The sequence below is a fragment of the Nostoc sp. genome (assembly GCF_036919575.1).
In the GTDB taxonomy this organism is placed as follows: Bacteria; Cyanobacteriota; Cyanobacteriia; order Cyanobacteriales; family Nostocaceae; genus Nostoc.
Genome location: NZ_JBALBY010000082.1, coordinates 34231 through 52180 on the forward strand (window position 1 = coordinate 34231; position 17950 = coordinate 52180).

At 43.4% G+C, this 17950-nt stretch carries 9 protein-coding genes; 8 read left to right on the forward strand and 1 reads right to left on the reverse strand.

From position 1 onward, the window contains the following. Window positions 1-72 precede the first annotated feature (72 nt). The 8 genes from V7K27_RS21225 to V7K27_RS21260 all read left to right on the forward strand — a co-directional run bounded on the left by V7K27_RS21225 (window position 73) and on the right by V7K27_RS21260 (window position 16967). The gene (locus tag V7K27_RS21225) at window positions 73-342 is read left to right on the forward strand and encodes a hypothetical protein (RefSeq protein WP_334950056.1); all 270 of its coding nucleotides are present in this window, start codon (window positions 73-75) and stop codon (window positions 340-342) included. Between the two features lie 294 nt (window positions 343-636). Further along, the gene (locus V7K27_RS21230; RefSeq protein WP_334950057.1) at window positions 637-3192 is read left to right on the forward strand and encodes a CHAT domain-containing protein; all 2556 of its coding nucleotides are present in this window, start codon (window positions 637-639) and stop codon (window positions 3190-3192) included. A 345-nt stretch (window positions 3193-3537) separates the two neighbouring features. After that, window positions 3538-4587, forward strand: coding sequence for a DUF928 domain-containing protein (locus tag V7K27_RS21235; protein WP_334950058.1), 1050 nt, complete (start codon window positions 3538-3540; stop codon window positions 4585-4587). Between the two features lie 40 nt (window positions 4588-4627). Continuing rightward, window positions 4628-7438, forward strand: coding sequence for a CHASE2 domain-containing protein (locus V7K27_RS21240; RefSeq protein ID WP_334950059.1), 2811 nt, complete (start codon window positions 4628-4630; stop codon window positions 7436-7438). Beyond that, a complete protein-coding gene (locus tag V7K27_RS21245) occupies window positions 7435-8736 on the forward strand; it encodes a hybrid sensor histidine kinase/response regulator (RefSeq protein ID WP_334950060.1) in 1302 nt (433 codons plus the stop codon). Before V7K27_RS21240 ends, V7K27_RS21245 begins: the two co-directional genes overlap by 4 nt. Window positions 8737-9091: 355 nt before the next feature. Continuing rightward, complete coding sequence (locus V7K27_RS21250; RefSeq protein ID WP_334950061.1) at window positions 9092-15067, forward strand: hybrid sensor histidine kinase/response regulator; 5976 nt, start codon at window positions 9092-9094, stop codon at window positions 15065-15067. After that, window positions 15067-16605: a hybrid sensor histidine kinase/response regulator gene (locus tag V7K27_RS21255; protein WP_334950062.1), complete on the forward strand. Its 1539-nt coding sequence runs from the start codon at window positions 15067-15069 to the stop codon at window positions 16603-16605. Before V7K27_RS21250 ends, V7K27_RS21255 begins: the two co-directional genes overlap by 1 nt. 101 nt (window positions 16606-16706) lie before the next feature. Next, complete coding sequence (locus V7K27_RS21260; RefSeq protein WP_229483813.1) at window positions 16707-16967, forward strand: MoaD/ThiS family protein; 261 nt, start codon at window positions 16707-16709, stop codon at window positions 16965-16967. Window positions 16968-17046: 79 nt separating this feature from the next. On the opposite strand, the gene V7K27_RS21265 is transcribed toward V7K27_RS21260, so the two are convergent. Then, the gene (locus V7K27_RS21265) at window positions 17047-17895 is read right to left on the reverse strand and encodes a lysophospholipid acyltransferase family protein (protein ID WP_334950063.1); all 849 of its coding nucleotides are present in this window, start codon (window positions 17893-17895) and stop codon (window positions 17047-17049) included. Window positions 17896-17950: the final 55 nt, after the last annotated feature.

Sequence of the window (17950 nt, forward strand, 5' to 3'; positions counted from 1 at the left end):
ATTAAAAATCTGATTAGCAGTCAGTTTCAAATCTGGAAAAGTAGGGGATATAATAGATTCCGAATTCTTAAATTGTCCGACACCCACAGCTTCACTACGATCCGCGACATCTCTGCATATCGCAAAACACAGAAGGTACAAGCCCAAATACCTGAATCTCCAGAGGTTCTTGTCCAAGCTACTTCCTGGCATCGTAACACCCAAGGAAAAATTGAGTTAGTTGCAGATAAAAAACTCCACCCACTCAAGGGAATTGAGTTTCCCGCCGCTTTCAATAGACATAGGAGTGAAAAAGAATGTAGAGACGTAGCAGTGCTACGTCTCTACAAGGATTCTGGGTAACGCATATTTAATTTCTACCAGATGTCTAATAAATCTCCTACTGAGGTGTAACAACCATTAACCTGTGCTGGGGTTAACAGAAGTTAATTTTTTGGGCTAACGATCGCGCTCTCCAAAGCGATCGCAATACTGCTAGAGCAGCGCTTGCATATCCTGCAATTGTTGCTTTGCATTTTAATTTTACGCGATCGCCCGCGACGTGATAGATCCCATTATGAATTGGGCAATATAACTCTGTTGATATCTCAAATACTTTTACTGTGAGTGTTCAAAATAAAATCTTGGTTATTATTTATGGCTTTCCGAATTAAACAAACTCATTGGCTATATGTCAGCCTCAGTATTTTAAGTTTGTGTTTAGCATTTATCATTACACCTGTAGAAGCATCTCCACCAGTAATAACCCCAGTTATCTCTTCTTCCCAACCAACCAAGGGGCTAGAACAGGGACGGAACCTCTACCAATCAGGGCGCTTTGCAGAAGCAGTGACGATTTGGCAAACGGCAGTACAACAGTATCATACCCAAGGCGATCGCCTTAACGAAGCTCTCAGCTTAAGTTACCTTTCACTGGCACAACAGGAACTTAATCAATGGCAAGCAGGCCAACAGTCTATTGAGCAAAGTCTCAAACTGTTGCAAACAGTTAAACCCTCTGCTGATGCAATTCTTTGGGCACAAGCACTCAATACCCAAGCAAATTTACAACTGCACACTGGCAAAGCTGAAACCGCCATCGAAAGTTGGCAGCAAGCTGAAAAGTTTTATGAACAAGCCGGCGACAAAATGGGTAGCTTGGGTAGTCAAATCAACCAGGCACAAGCTTTACAAACTTTAGGATTTTACCGCCGTTCTAAACAACAGTTGGAGGTGCTGACTCAAAAACTCCAAGGGATGCCGGATAATGAAATCAAAGTTAGTGGACTGCGATCGCTTGCTTTAGCCTTGGAAATGATTGGCGACTCTGGCAACAGTCAACGGCTTTTAGAGCAAAGTTTAGCGATCGCTAACAAAATTGCAGCCAAACCCCAATTAAGTTCTATCCTGATCAGCTTGGGCCAAACTGCCGTTGACTTGCAAGATCCAAATGCGGCATTTGATTACTTTGAACAGGCTCAACTCTTAGCCACCAACCCAGGCGATCAGTTGCAAGCGCGTTTAGCTCAGTTTAAACTTTTCCTCGATTACGACAAACCTGAGTTGGCTACCCCACTTGCACCCCAACTACTCCAACAACTTCGGGAACTGCCCCCCAGTCACATCTCTCTCTACGCAGCGATCAATTTTGTTGGTATCCTCACCCTGAATCGCCAGTCAAATCCTGTCCAAATCGTACCGCTCAAAGATTTGGCGCAACTGATGGCAGTCACAGTCAAGTCTGCACAGCAGATTGAAGATGCTCAATCAGAAGCTTATGCACTATATCAGTGGGCAAAACTCTATCGACGTACACAGCAAATATCTGAAGCACAGGAATTAGCTCAGAAATCTCTCGATATTGCCCGTAAACTCCAAGCTAACGATATCATTGCTCAATCTGCTTGGCAGGTGGGACAGTTGTATAAGCAACAAGGCGATCGCTCCAAAGCAATTACTACGTATACAGAAGCAGTCAATGCCTTAAAAGCACTGCGGGGGGATTTGGTGGCTATCAACCCTGATATCCAGTTCTCTTTTCGCAGCAGTGTGGAGCCTGTCTACCGGGAACTGGTTGATTTACTTCTAGAAAATCAACCGAGTCAAGCAGAACTGATGCAAGCTCGTGAATTGATTGAGGCGCTGCAAATTGCCGAACTCGATAACTTTTTTCGGGAAGCCTGTTTAGATAGAACTCAACAGATTGATCAAGTTGATCCCACTGCAACCGTCATTTACCCGATCATCTTACCAGATCGTTTAACAATAATCCTCTCGAAAGCAGGGCAACCACTCCGTTCTTATGTTACTCACAAATCTCAAGCTGAAATTGAGCAGACTTTAGACAACTTTTTGGTTGCTCTTAACCCTGTCTCCGATTCCAAAGACCGCGATCGCTTCTCCCAACAGATTTATGATTGGTTGATTCGTCCAGCCGAAGCAGAGCAAGCATTTATTGATAGCAAGACATTGGTGTTTGTTTTGGATGGTCGATTGCGGAATATTCCGATGGCAGCTTTGTATGACGGTAAGCAATATCTGATCGAGAAATATGCTGTGGCGCTCTCACCAGGATTGCAACTGATGGCGACGCGATCGCTTAATCAAAATCATCTCAGTGCGATCGTCGGTGGCATTAGCCAAGCTCGTGCTGGCTTTAGTGCTTTGCCCGCAGTGGAATCAGAAATCAAACAAATCTCCAAGGCGGTGTCTTCCTCTGTGTTGCTGAACCAGGAATTCACTAGTCAAGCCCTTGCTGAACGGGTGAAATCCAGTAGCGCTAGTATTGTCCACCTCGCAACCCACGGACAGTTTAGTTCTCGGCTCGAAGATACCTTCTTGCTCACTTGGGATGGACAAATGAACGTTAAGGAGTTATCTGAACTCCTGAAAAATCGGGGTAGCGATCCATCGAAAGCCATCGAGTTGCTGGTACTAAGTGCCTGCGATACAGCCGCAGGAGACGATCGCGCCGTCCTTGGACTGGCGGGCTTGGCTGTCAAATCCGGCGCTCGCTCAACTATCGCTACCCTATGGCCTGTCAAAGATCAGGCAGCCGCGATCCTCATGACTCGCTTCTATGACCAACTGCGAAAACCCAAAATCACTAAAGCTGAAGCACTAAGACAAGCACAAATTAGCCTAATTCGCCAAAATGATTTTCACGATCCGTTCTTTTGGTCTGGCTTTGTTTTGATCGGCAACTGGACTTAGATACGTAAAAACACAGTATTGTTTGCAAATAAATTATGCTGTTTTTTTACAATTGTGTCGCTAAATACCGCCTATAATACTAATATAAGTTCCTTAATTTGAACGTGAGTTCGATGAACCTCTCCCGGACAGCCTCCCTCTCCGAAACGGAAAGGGAGGAGCAACGAAAAATTAAGCTTTTTGCTCCCCTCTGTGCGTCGGAGAGGGGCTGCTCTTGAGAGGTCAAATAAGACTTGTCGAACTCACGTTAATTTGACTGTTTCTTGGACTTATTCTCTGAGCTTCTGGCCAGAGTCAAAGGAAACTTCTTTTGTATCAGATTTCAATTAGATTAGGTCAGACATCATGAAACGTCGATATTTAGCTACTACATTTGGCGTCATCGCTCTGATCGCTAGTAGTGCCTGGAGTGCCGATGCTGTTACATTTACTCCACCCAGCAACGGTGGCTCTCCTAGTCAAGCAACGGGAGGAGCTTCTCGCGGTAGTATCTTTACGCCTGCTGCCGGAAAAGGTGCGCCCAGACGAGCAACGGGAGGAGCTTCTCGCGGTAGTATGTTTACGCCTACTGCTGGGAAAGGTACGCCCAGACAAGCAACAGGAGGAGCTTCTCGCGGTAGTATGTTTACGCCTACTGCCGGGAAGGGTACGCCCAGACAAGCAAGTGGGGGAGCTTCTCGCGGCGACCTCTTTACACCTGCTGCTGGGAAGGGTACGCCTCAACAAGCAAGTGGGGGAGCTTCTCGCGGCGACCTCTTTACACCTGCTGGCGGGAAGGGTACGCCTCAACAAGCAAGTGGGGGAGCTTCTCGCGTGGGTACTTACTACTTGAATCCATCGACTGTAAGTACAACAGAACCAGCAGCACTAATCGCCCTCTTGCCCCAAAACTTCTACGGCACAACCGTGTCTGAACGTCCCACAATTCTGGTGTATCTCCCGGCTTCCAATGCCCAAGAAGCCGTGTTCAGCCTCAAGGATGAAGCTGGCAATATGCAACATCAGATGAAAATCCCAGTTGCGGGGAAAGCTGGGGTAATCGCGATCAATTTACCAGCCAATGCACCCGCTTTGGCAGTTGGCAAAAACTATCAATGGTTCCTAGCACTCAAAGTAGATGGAGAACTCAGCCCAAGTACGCCTTACGTCGATGGTTGGGTTAAGCGTATCCAGCCGGGACCTGAGTTAGCAACAGCAATGCAAGAGCAAGATGCGCTGAAGCGGGCTACTGCTTTGGGTAAAAACGGTGTTTGGTATGACTGTGTGGCAACACTTGCAACAGTATATACCGCCCAACCTAACAATCCCACCCTCCGCAAACAATGGGAAGAACTTCTGTCTTCAGTGAGTTTGAAGGAGATTGTAACAGCGAACTTATTAGCATCTACTAACTAATGTCAGGTCAATCCTAGTCAACCTTGACCGAGATAACTGTATGCCACAAATATGTGGGTGGCGGAGATTCCAGACTTTTATCCAACGCACTCGTAGCGTTTTGATTATTACTCCCAGCGTTGCCTTGACGGTTATGGTTGGGCAATCGTTGGGACTTTTCAATTTACCGGAATGGAAAATTCGTGACGAATGGGTTCGTCAGCGATCATCAGGGGCGATCGCTGATGAGATTGTGATTGTCACAATTGATGAGCGCGATATCCAATCGGTGCGTAAATGGCCAATTCCAGACTCGGCGTTGGCACAATTACTAGAAAAAATCCGGGCGCAGCAGCCTCGAGCCATCGGATTGGATCTTTATCGAGATTTACCTGAAGGAAGCGGACATGAGCAACTTGTTCAAGTCTTCCGCAACACTCCTAATTTAATCGGAGTTGAGAAAATTACCGGTGAACGCGTCAATCCCCCACCGGAATTGAAAAAAAAGGATCAGGTAGGATTAGCAGATTTAGTGTTGGATGGCGATCGCTTTGTACGTCGTGCGCTGTTGACAGCTGAAGATGCCAAAGAGAAAAACACTATTAAAGCTGGACTAGCAACCCTTGTAGCTCTTAAGTACCTCGAAACTGAAGGAATTAGCTTAGAAAGCATTGACCCCCAAAAGCAAAAGTTCCGGTTGGGTAAGGAAATTTACCTGCCCCTGCAAAATCAAGAAGCAGGTTATACCGATGCCGATTTAGGAGGCTATCAAATTTTGCTCAACTGGTATGGAACGGATGCTGCATTTCGGACAGTTGCTATGCGCGATGTCTTAGCAGGCAGAATTCCGGCAGATTTGATGCGCGATCGCATGGTATTTATTGGCTCAGTCGCCTCCAGTACCAATGATTTCTTCAGCACACCCTTCTCTTCTTGGGTATCTGCTCAAAAACCGACTCCAGGTGTCGTTGTTCACGCCAATATTGCTCATCAACTAGTACGAGGGGCAAAAACCGGAAAAGCCAGCCTGCACGGTGTTTCTGGCATTTCTCTATCACTCTGGATTGTTTTTTGGTCTGTCATCGGTTCTACGGGCAGTTGGTTATTATCCAGTAACAAGCTGCGGATTCCCGGTGGCAAAATTCTTTGGGCAACTGTAGGCATCAGTGGAGCCTGCATCGGGGGTGGCTATGGGATGTTTTTACATGGTGTTTTAATTCCGATAACACCTGCTTTAGCAGCGTTTATCGGTAGTGTGATTGCAACAACCAATGCCTATAAACAGCAAAAGTTAGAAGAAACAAATCGCCAACTGGAAGTTGCCAACAATCAACTATTAGATTATTCCAAAACCCTAGAGACAAAAGTCGAAGAACGAACTCATGAATTGGTTAAGGCAAAGCTTGCTGCCGATGCTGCCAATCAAGCCAAGAGTGAATTTCTCGCCAATATGAGCCACGAATTACGCACACCTCTGAATGGCATCCTTGGTTTTGCCCAGGTACTAGAACGATCGCCAAACATGACAGCTAAAAACCTGGAAGGAGTCGGCATTATCTACCAATGCGGATCACACCTGTTGATGCTGATCAATGACATTCTCGATCTCTCGAAGATCGAAGCGAGGAAATTGGATTTGGTTGTCAGCAATGTGCATCTGCCCAATTTCTTACATGGTGTGACTGAGATTTGTGGTATTCGGGCTGAACAGAAAGGGGTTGCATTTAATATCTTAATTAGCGATCGCCTACCACTTGTGATTGAAGTCGATGAAAAACGGCTGCGGCAAGTCTTGATTAACTTGCTGGGCAACGCGATCAAATTTACAGATAGCGGTAGCGTAACGTTCAAAGTAGAAGTCATTAGTCATTCGTCATTGGTCATTGGTCAAGAGTCTAAACAAATGACAATGGACAATGGACAAATGACACATCAGAAGATTCGTTTTCAGATTGAAGATACAGGTATTGGGATGTCACCAGACCAACTTGAGAAAATATTTTTGCCCTTTGAGCAAGTGGGTGAGGCAAGACAGCGATCTGAAGGTACTGGCTTGGGATTGGCGATTAGCCACAGAATTGCGGCATTGATGGAGAGCCAAATTCAGGTGCAGAGTCACCTGGGCGAAGGAAGTCTGTTTTGGCTAGATTTGACAGTAGCAGTCCCACTTGTTCATGATTGGCAGGGAGGAGCAATCGCCCCAACTCCCCAGAAAATTACCGGGATTCGGGGTAGTACGCCTCAGATTCTCATTGTCGATGACGATCGCAACCACCGTTCCATGTTGACCAGTCTGCTGGAAGAAATTGGCTGTCGAACCCTGGAAGCGATCGATGGCAAACATGGGCTAGAGGTGGCAACTGAACACAATCCCGATGTGATTGTCCTCGATTTAGCCATGCCGAATATGGATGGTTTTGAGCTAATAGGTCACTTGCAAGGGAATCCGCAAACCCTTTCTATTCCCATTATCGTCTCTAGTGCTAACGTCTCTGAGTCAAATCGACAGCGAAGTTTAGAGGCAGGGGCAACAGCATTCCTGCCCAAACCTCTCCAGATGGAGGAACTACTCAATAAAATGCGATCGCTCTTGAGAGTGGAGTGGATCTATGCCGAATCTTCGTCTCCCAAAGGTGAGCAGGTAACTAGTAGTGAATGGATTCTACCATCCCAGGATGTTTTGCAACAACTCTATCATCTGGCAATGATGGGGGATATCTCGGCGATCGAGGGAATGTTAGGAGAGCTAATTGAGCAAAACAGTCAGCTAGCTCCCTTCGGGGCAGAATTGAGCAAACTCACTGCCAGTTTCCAAACCGGAAAAATCCGTAAGTTCCTCAAATCATTTGTCACAACGGAGTTAAGTCCATGATCACTGTTCCTCTCTCGAAACCCATATATATTTTGTTGGTGGATGACAATCCTAATAATCTCAAGGTGCTATATGAAGCGATTCAGGGGTGTGGCTGGAAAGCGCTCATGGCAACAGATGGAGAGTCAGCGATCGAACAAACAGAATATGCCCATCCCGATCTGATTCTCTTGGATGTGATGATGGCAGGTATTGATGGATTTGAAACTTGTCGCCGGCTGAAAGCTAATCCCATGACTGAGAATATTCCGGTAATTTTCATGACTGCCCTCTCCGATTCTACAGACAAGGTGGCGGGACTGGAAATAGGTGCAGTTGACTACATTACCAAACCCTTCCAACAGGAAGAAGTCATTGCCCGTTTAAAGTTACACCTGAAAATTTCCCTTCTCACCCGCACATTAGAAGAACGTGTGCAAGAGCGCACCGCAGAATTAACTCAATCTTTACAGCAGTTACAACAAACCCAATTACAACTGATCCAGAGTGAGAAAATGTCCACTATTGGGCAGATGGTTGCAGGTATTGGTCATGAGATTAATAATCCGGTTGGTTTTGTGGGCGGGAATTTATCCTATATTGAAGAATATATAAATGATTTGCTTCGCCTAGTCAGCCTCCAACAGCAGAAACTACCGCAGCCAAACGCAGAAATTCAAGAGCTTCTTGAAGAAATCGACTTGGAGTATTTGGTAGAGGATCTGCCGAAACTAATGGCATCAATGCACCAGGGAATTACCCGTCTTAAAGAGATCAGCCTCTCTCTGAGAACTTTTGCTCGCACAGATATTGCATCTCAGGTGGAGTTTCAGATTCACGAAGGCATCGATAGCACTATAATGCTGTTGAGACATCGACTCAAAGACAATGGCGATCGCCCTAAAATCGAGGTTGTAACACAATACGGTGATTTACCTGCAATCAGTTGCTATCCCGGACAACTGAACCAGGTATTCATGAATATCATCGCCAATGCCATTGATGCATTTGATGAACTTAATCAAAACCACTCCGATCAAAAGATTGCTGTTTACCCGAATATCATCACCATTACTACATCGGTTGAACCTCAGCAAAAAACCGTCACAATTTGCATCCAAGATAACGGACTCGGTATGCCTGCTGAGGTGCAAGCCCGAATTTTTGAGCCATCTTTCACAACCAAGGCCGTGGGTAAAGGAACCGGGCTGGGATTAGCTATAAGCTACCAAATTATTGTGGATAAACACAATGGACAACTCAACTGCTTTTCAATACCTGGTGAGGGGACAAAGTTTATTATTATTCTGCCCATGTGACATCTCCATACATCGATTTTTACCACCCCATAATAGTGAGTAATGGCTTTGCCAAAACTTATCCGACGTTAACAAAAGTTTGGGGGTTTAAGTCCCCTGCATCAATTGCCAGTGCGAATTGAAGCCTAAATCTAAATCCCCGTTACAAAACTTATTTGCGACTTGCGACTTGCGACTTGTGTTAATACCATTTCTTTGTGAATATTTCCAAATGTTGAGGTTTATTTAGTATTAGAGATTTTTCTGACTGGCTGGGAATGCTAAAGATAGCAGCTCATTGTCCTTTTATTTGACAGTGCTGGATACCGCTCATTAGCTTTATGCCCAGTTCACTCTACAACTCAGTCCTAGAAAAATGATACCTGTCCTTCCCGGTTACAACTTTATTGAAGCACTGCATGAAGGTGTCAATACCGTTATTTATCGCGCTTCCAAGCAGTTAGATCAAAGCTTTGCGATCGTTAAAGCCCTTAAAGCCGACTATCCCAGCCTCGAAGAACTAACCCGACTCAGACATGAATATAAAATATCACAAACATTAGTAGATATAGAAGGAATTGTCAAGTCCCTAGCTTTAGAAAATCATCATAACGGTCTAGCCCTAATTTTGGCAGACTTTGGGGCAGAATCTCTAAAAAAGTATATTAGCGATCGCCAATTATCATTAACCGAATTTCTCACAATAGCCATTCAGCTAGCATCCACTCTGACTCAACTGCATCAAGCCAAGATTATTCATAAAGATATTAAACCTGACAATATCGTTATTAACCCAGAAACCAAGCAAGTTAAAATCATCGACTTCAGCATTGCATCGCGTTTAGAAAAAGAAAATCAAAGTATCAGCAATCCCAATTTATTAGAAGGCACTCTCGCCTATATGTCACCGGAGCAAACTGGACGAATGAATCGGTCAATTGACTACCGTACCGACTTCTATTCTTTAGGCGTTACCTTTTATCAAATGCTAACAGGTTCGCTACCCTTTAATGCCTCTGACCCTCTGGAATTTGTTCATTGCCATATTGCAAAAACACCAATACCGCCTCAAGATATAAATTCAAAAATTCCCCCAGCCGTTTCTGACATTGTAATGAAATTGTTAGCTAAAACTGCTGAAGATAGATATCAAAGCTCTCTCGGACTAAAAGCCGATTTAGAAACCTGTCTGACTCAGTTGCAGACGGATGGCAAGATTTCCCACTTTCTTGTCGGTCAGCTAGATTCATATAGCCAATTTTCCATCCCGCAAAAACTTTACGGACGGGAAATAGAAGTTGCTACTTTATTAGCAGCATTTGATCGCGTCAGTTCTGGTACTACGGAAATGATGCTAGTTTCTGGTTACTCAGGCATCGGTAAATCGTGCTTAGTTCACGAAGTTCACAAACCGATTGTCCGTCAGCGAGGTTATTTTATCTCCGGTAAATTTGACCAGTTCAAGCGGAATATTCCTTTTGCTTCCTTAATTCAAGCATTCCAAGATTTGATGCGCCAGATGCTAACAGAAACCGACGATCAAATAGCTATTTGGAAATCAAAACTAATAGATGCCCTTGGCTCTAATGGTCAAGTGATTATAGACGTTATTCCCGAATTAGAACGGATTATTGATCCGCAGCCAGCAGTTCCTCAATTAGGGTCATCTGAATCACAAAACCGGTTTTATCGGGTGTTTCAACAATTCATTCATGTATTTAGTCAACCCGAACACCCGCTAGTTTTGTTTCTGGATGATTTACAGTGGGCGGATTCAGCTTCCCTCAAGCTTATCCAGTTAATTATCACCGACCCAGATAGCCAATATCTATTGCTAATTGGCGCGTATCGAGATAATGAAGTAAGTGCGACTCATCCCTTAATTCAGACCTTGGAAGAGATTCAAAAGACTGGTGCGATCGTAAATAATATTATTCTTCAGCTTTTGGATATCGCTCATGTCAACCAGTTAGTAGCCGATACTCTTCGCACTGAAATTCTAAAAGCAAAGCCACTGGCTGAGTTAGTTTTTACAAAAACCCAAGGCAACCCTTTTTTCTTAACTCAGTTACTCAAATCTCTTGATCAGGATAACTTGTTATTGTTTGACTTTGAGCGCGGTTTGTGGCAATGGGATATTGAGGTGATTGAAGGAGTTAATATAACTGATAATGTTGTTGAATTGATGGTTAGTCAAATTCAAAAGCTATCTGCAAAAGCGCAGAATGTCTTAAAGTTTGCCGCCTGCATTGGAGACAAATTTAGTTTAGATATGTTGGCGATTATTAATAAAACATCTCAGTCAGAAACAGCAGCAGATTTGTGGGAAGCTCTGCAATCAGGTTTGGTTTTGCCTCTCAACAATTCATACAAAACACCGCTCGTTTTTGACTCAGAACAAATGGAGACAGAGAATAGGCGATCGCAGCACGCATCACCCATCACCTATAAGTTTTTACACGACCGGGTGCAACAAGCATCTTATTCTCTCATTCCAGATGACCAGAAAAAACAGACTCACCTAAAAATCGGTGAATTGCTATTAAACCATACCTCAGAAACGGACATTGAAGACAACATCTTTGAGATTGTCAACCAACTGAATATTGGTGCTGAATTCATCACTCAGCAGCCTCAAAAAGATAGACTGGCTCAACTCAATCTCATCGCTGGACAGAAAGCGAAAGCAGCAACAGCCTATGAATCAGCAGTTAAGTATTTAAATGTAGGTTTGGGACTCCTGATAACAGATAGTTGGGAGTGTCACTACGACTTGACACTCAACCTCTATGTAGAAACAGCAGCAGTAGAATTTCTCAACACCAACTTCGAGCGAGCAGAAATGCTTTCTGATGTAGTTTTGTCCCAGGCAAAAACCCTGCTTGATCGAGTCCAGGTGTACGAGACAAAAATGCAGTTTTATATTGCTAAAAACCAAATGCAAGCCGCGTTAAATACCGGACTGCAAGTGCTGAAAATGCTAGGTTTACCTTTATCAGACAAACCCCCAACGAGACTAACTAGATTGAATTTAGGAGGTAAACGGATTGAGGATTTAACAGAATTGCCAGAAATGACTGATGCTTATAAACTAGCCGCACTGCGAGTCTTGATCAATCTGATTCCTCCGGTTTATATTGCAGCTCCCGAACTTTATCCACAGGTTGTTTTTAAAATGACCAATCTCTGTCTCAAATATGGGAACTCTCCTTTGTCAGCTTATACGTATGCACTTTATGGAATGTTCCTATGTGGCGCTTTTGAAGACATGGATTCTGGCTATCAATTCGGTCAGCTAGGCTTAAAGCTGTTAAATCAATTCAATGCTAAGGAAATGACGGCGAAAATCTATGAAACATTTAATTATTTTATCAGGCATTGGAAAGAACCAGCTATTAATACTATAGAACCGTTACTTGAGGGTGTCCAAAGAGGGCTGGAAACAGGAGATTTAGAATATGCTTCTTATTCGGCTTGTTTTTATTGTACACACTTATTTTTTGTTGGTGTAAATCTAGAAATAGTTATCCAGAAACAGGCACACTATATTGCTTTAATGCAAAGAACTAAACAGGAATTTCAAATAATTTATGCTAATATAATTCGACAAACAGGTTTGAATTTAATTAAGAAAACAGCCGAGCCTTATCGATTAATCGGCGAAAGTTTTAATGAAAATGAAATGTTGCCAATTTTGATAAATAGCAATAATTATATGGCTATTTATCCTATCTATGTTTCTAAACTGATTCTAGGTTATTTATTTAAAAATTACGATCGCGCTGCTGAAAATGCTTTGCTGGCAGAAAAATACGAACAAGGCGGACTAGGGTTGATGTACAAAGCCGAACACAAGTTCTATTACTCTCTGACTCTCCTGGCTTTGTATCCCACCGCATCAAAAAGCGATGCCTACGGCGGCAAGCTACGCCAACAATATTTCAGCCAAGTGGTAGCGCATCAGAAAAAAATGAAGCTATGGGCGTTGCATTCTCCTGCTAACTATCAGCATAAATACGATTTAGTGGAAGCAGAGAAGGCGCGAGTATTAAAGCAAGATGTCAAAGCGATCGCCTTTTATGACCGAGCAATAAATGGAGCTAGAGAACATGGATATATTCAGGAAGAAGCCCTAGCCTCGGAACTAGCAGCAGAATTCTATTTTGCGTGTGGTAGAGAGAAAGTTGCTAATACCTATCTCAACGATGCCTACTATGGATATGGTTGCTGGGGAGCGAAGGCAAAAGTCAAAGACTTGGAAAAAACATATCCTCAACTATTTCGGATATCAAAGCGAGAAACTGTCAGTACGGACGTGACTCGGATAATTAGCTCCACGGCTGAAAGTGCTTCAGACTTGCTGGATTTAGCCACAGTTATGAAAGCATCTCAAGCCCTTTCTGGAGAAATAGTTTTGGGTAAGTTGCTAGCTAAATTAATGACAATTGTGCTAGAGAATGCTGGCGCTCAAACAGGCTACCTAATTTTAGAAAAATCAGGAGAGTTGCTGATAGAAGCATCAGGAGCAGTAGATAAAAACGATGTAACTGTCCTACAAGGAATCTCAGTATCAACTAGTCAGCAGCTACCAATTTCCTTGATTAACTATGTAGCCCGAACCAAAAAAAATGTTGTCCTCAGCGATGCGACTTGTGAAGGAACATTTACCACAGATACATACTTACTCACTCATCAACCCAAATCGGTTTTATGTACACCGCTCATCCATCAAGGAAAACTTAGTGGCATCCTTTATTTAGAAAATAATCTCACCATTGGCGCATTTACATCAGATCGGTTAGAAGTATTACAACTGTTATCCTCTCAAGCGGCAATTTCCATTGATAATGCTCGTCTTTATAAAGACTTAAAATTAGCCAATACTGGCTTAGAAGCCAAAGTGCAAGAGCGAACTCTAGAGTTACAGGAAAAAAATGTGCATCTGCAAAAAGCAGAAGAAACTGCACAATCTGCCAACCGCGCTAAGAGTGATTTCCTCGCAAACATGAGCCATGAACTGAGAACACCACTTAATGGTATTTTGGGTTACGCTCAAATCCTCAAACGAGACAAAAGTTTAACCAACTCACAAAAAGATGGTGTGAATATTATTTATCAGTGTGGCGACCATCTCTTGAACCTGATCAATGACATTTTAGACCTCTCTAAAATTGAAGCGAGAAAAATGGAACTCCACCCAACGGATTTTCATTTCCCAGAATTTCTAGAAGGCATTGCAGAAATCTGCCGTATCCGCGCCGAACAAAAAGGTATTTGCTTAATTTTTGAACAGATTACTCAACTTCCTACAGGTATCAAGGCTGATGAGAAACGGTTACGACAAGCTTTGATTAACTTACTGGGTAATGCTGTTAAGTTTACTGAAACTGGAGGCGTAGCTTTCAAAGTCGGCAATCACGAAGGTAAAATTCGATTTCAGGTGGAAGATACAGGAATTGGCATGGCACCAGAGCAATTAGAAGAGATATTTTTGCCGTTCCAGCAGGTAGGAGATCACGATCGCAAAGCGGAAGGAACAGGATTGGGATTGGCAATTACCCGCCAATTAGTTGAAATGATGGGTGGCGAAATCCGGGTGAAGAGTACTTTTGGGAAAGGCAGCGTTTTCTTCTTTGATTTAGATTTGCCGGAAGTTTCTCAATACGCTGATGTTGTCAAAGAAGAACAACGAAATATCCAAGGTTTTAAAGGCTATAAACGCAAAATTATCGTGGCAGATGACAGACCAGAAAATCGTTCAATTTTGGTCAAGATGCTGTCACCTTTAGGATTTGAAATTATCGAAGCAATAGATGGTCAGGATTGTTTGAATAAAGCATCTGAATCGAATCCAGATTGTATCTTAATGGACTTGTTGATGCCTCAAATGAATGGCTTTGAAACTACCCGTCGCATCAGGCGATCGCCGGAACTAAAGAATGTGATCATAATTGGTACTTCTGCCAGCGTTTTTGATTTCGATCTCAACAAAAGTAAAGAGGCAGGTTGTAATGATTTTCTACCTAAGCCAATCCGAATAACAGAGCTTTTAGAAAGGTTACGGATTCACTTAGAACTAGAATGGATTTATGAAGAGGGTGAAACTCAAGTATCTACAGGTAATAAACAAGAAAATTCTCAGCAATCATTGGTAGCTCCTGCGGCAGAGGAAATTGCATCTCTGTTGAATTTAGCAATGAAAGGCGATCTCAAAGCTATTATGGAGCGAGTTACTCACTTGGAAGAATTGGATGTTAAATATGCACCTTTTTCTTTAGAGTTACGTCAATTAGCTAAAGGGTTTCAAGTTAAAAAGATTCGTGAAATTCTAAAAAAAGTAGGAGCAAATTAATGAATATTTCAAACATGGAAAATGGCATTATCTTAATCGTTGATGACAACCCGACAAATTTAGGAGTGTTATTCGATTTCTTAGTTGATTCAGGCTTCCAAGTGTTGGTGGCGCAAGATGGCGAGGATGCAATTGAGCAGGTCGAATATGCTCTTCCCGATCTAATTTTGTTAGATGTACTCATGCCCGGTATGGACGGGTTTGAAACTTGCCAGCATTTGAAAGCTAAAGAATCAACTAAAGATATCCCTGTGATTTTTATGACGGCGCTTTCTGAGACGGTGGATAAAGTCAGAGGGTTGAATCTTGGGGCGGTAGATTACATCACTAAGCCGCTTCAGCATGAAGAGGTTTTAGCCCGTGTCAAAATCCATTTAAGCATCCGAAACCTGAGTAAGAGACTGCAAGAGCAAAATGTGCATCTGGAGCAGGAGATTCAAGAGCGAACTAAGGCAGAGAACGCACTTTTAAAACTGACATCTGAGTTAGAAGAACGCGTGGAAGAAAGGACGGCTGCACTTTTTCAATCTAATCAGCTGCTGCAACAGGAAATCCAAGAGCGCATTTTTACAGAGCAAGCATTGCAGGAATCAGAAGCACGCTATCGAGAACAAGCCAATCAGCTTGAAGTTGCCTTTCGCCAACTTCAAGAAACTCAAAGCCAACTGGTTCATAGTGAAAAAATGTCCAGTCTGGGGCAATTGGTGGCGGGTGTCGCCCATGAAATTAACAATCCCGTCAACTTCATTTATGGGAATCTGACTTACGCTTATCAATATACCCAAGACTTGCTCAATCTTTTGAACCTCTATGCCAAATACACTCCCTCATCGCTACCTGAAATTCAGAACTTGACTGAGGCGATAGATTTAGAATTTCTGAGTGAAGACTTGCCGAAATTGCTGAGTTCGATGAAGGTTGGGGCTGACCGCATCCGCGAAATTATTCACTCTTTACGGATTTTTTCCCGCGTGGATGAAACCCAAATGAAGCCAGTGGATATTCACGCTGGGCTAGATAGCACGCTGCTGATTTTGCACAATCGGTTTAAAGTTAGCTCTAACCAACTAGGTATTCAACTCGTTAAAGAGTATGGCGACCTACCGCTTGTGGAGTGCTATGCGGGGCAACTCAACCAAGTGTTTATGAATATATTGGCGAATGCAATTGATGCTTTAGAGGAGTATGATAAGGAGCGATCGCCCCAAGAAATTTACTTTTGCCGCAGCACGATTTGGATTTGTACTGAAGTAACTGACAATGAGTTTGTGACTATTAAGATTAGGGATAGTGGCCCCGGTATAAGAGAGGAAATACGCGATCGCTTATTCGACCCCTTCTTTACAACAAAACCCGTAGGTAAAGGCACGGGTTTAGGCTTGTCGATTAGCCAGGAAATTGTTGTCTCCAAACATGGTGGTCAAATAATGTGCCTTTCAGCACCTGGGCTGGGAACAGAGTTTATGATTAAAATTCCGATGCGATCGCACCCTCTAGAATTGGCTTTGGCGACACCATACCATTTTGGTTGCGATTAGTTTAGCTATGAACTTGTCAAATGATGTACATAGTTAAGCCCAATAGTTCGGGGTGCTTGGCAAGTATTAAACTACTTGCTAGTACTGCTAAAGCATCTTGTATGTCTAAATCTGCAATCACCGTTACCGTTAAACTGTTCGCTGCTTATCAAGAAGCCTTTAGGGTTTCGGAACTGGTGCTGGAATTTCCCAATAGTATGCCAGTCAAAGCAGTATGCGATCGCCTCATAGCTGAACACCCCGAACTCTCCCAATGGCGTGACATTACCCGTTTTGGCATTAATTTAATATTTGTCGAACCAGATACTTTACTACAAGATGGGGATGAAGTCGTGCTGATTCCACCAGTCAGTGGCGGTTAGGAGTTTGGAGAGACGCGATTAATCGCGTCTGTACAGGAGACGCGATTAATCGCGTCTGTACAATTAAAGATTTATAGCTTTAGGACTTAGGAGTTAGCTTTACTAGGTGATCTAACTCTTGCTGCATCTGACTAACAACTAATTCATAACATTCATTGACATAGTGGCGATCGCTGGCTGCTTCAGGGCCGTAGCGTTGAAATACAATTGGCGGACAAACCCGTGTGTACATGGGCACAGGTAATGGAATGTTGGGCAACGGGCCTATTGCTAATCCCCAAGGTAGTCCAAGATAGATCGGAAAAACTTTTGGATCAATCCCAAACAGCCAAGGCATTCCCCACTCGTGGAGTTGCTGCACAATTTTGTAGCAGTCAGCGATCACAATCAGCGTATCGTGAGCGCCCCAGGAAATCACAGGCACAATCGGCACATTTTCCCGCAACGCTAATTTGATAAATCCTTGCCGCCCCGCAAAGTAAATTTTGTTACGTAAATAATGCGGTCGGAAGGCATCTTCGGCTCCCCCTGGATAAACTAGCACACTAGCTCCAGATTGCAAGGCAGTGTAAGCCATTTTTGGATGAGCGATGATTGCTCCAGCCTTGACGACCAGTTGCGCTAGTGGTGGGCTAACCTGCCAAGCCTTGGGATGCATCAAACCATAAACGGGTTGCTCTACACCAAATCGTCGGAACCAGTCGTACATCATCATTGTCATATCGGGAACCGCGAGTCCCCCATTATGCGAACCGACAAAGAGGACTTTTTCTTGGGGTGGAATATTTTCCCAGCCATTAGTTTGAACTCGAAAATAATAGTGATAGAGAAAGTCCAACAGAGGCATCAGAGATTCTATGAACTTTGGATCTCGCTCATCCAAAGACCAACCGGGTTTTTTGTTTATGAGATGTTGCTTTTTTGACATCGATGCATTTTAACAGGATTGGCAAAGGTCAAACAATCCTTCTTAGTACATTTTT

Excerpts from the sequence above, each read along its gene's own strand:
- V7K27_RS21260 (WP_229483813.1), top strand. The coding sequence starts at position 16,707 with ATGTCTAAATCTGCAATCACCGTTACCGTTAAACTGTTCGCTGCTTAT.
- V7K27_RS21245 (WP_334950060.1), top strand. The coding sequence starts at position 7,435 with ATGATCACTGTTCCTCTCTCGAAACCCATATATATTTTGTTGGTGGAT.
- V7K27_RS21235 (WP_334950058.1), top strand. The coding sequence starts at position 3,538 with ATGAAACGTCGATATTTAGCTACTACATTTGGCGTCATCGCTCTGATC.
- V7K27_RS21255 (WP_334950062.1), top strand. The coding sequence starts at position 15,067 with ATGAATATTTCAAACATGGAAAATGGCATTATCTTAATCGTTGATGAC.
- V7K27_RS21250 (WP_334950061.1), top strand. The coding sequence starts at position 9,092 with ATGATACCTGTCCTTCCCGGTTACAACTTTATTGAAGCACTGCATGAA.
- V7K27_RS21240 (WP_334950059.1), top strand. The coding sequence starts at position 4,628 with ATGCCACAAATATGTGGGTGGCGGAGATTCCAGACTTTTATCCAACGC.
- V7K27_RS21230 (WP_334950057.1), top strand. The coding sequence starts at position 637 with ATGGCTTTCCGAATTAAACAAACTCATTGGCTATATGTCAGCCTCAGT.
- V7K27_RS21265 (WP_334950063.1), bottom strand. The coding sequence starts at position 17,895 with ATGTCAAAAAAGCAACATCTCATAAACAAAAAACCCGGTTGGTCTTTG.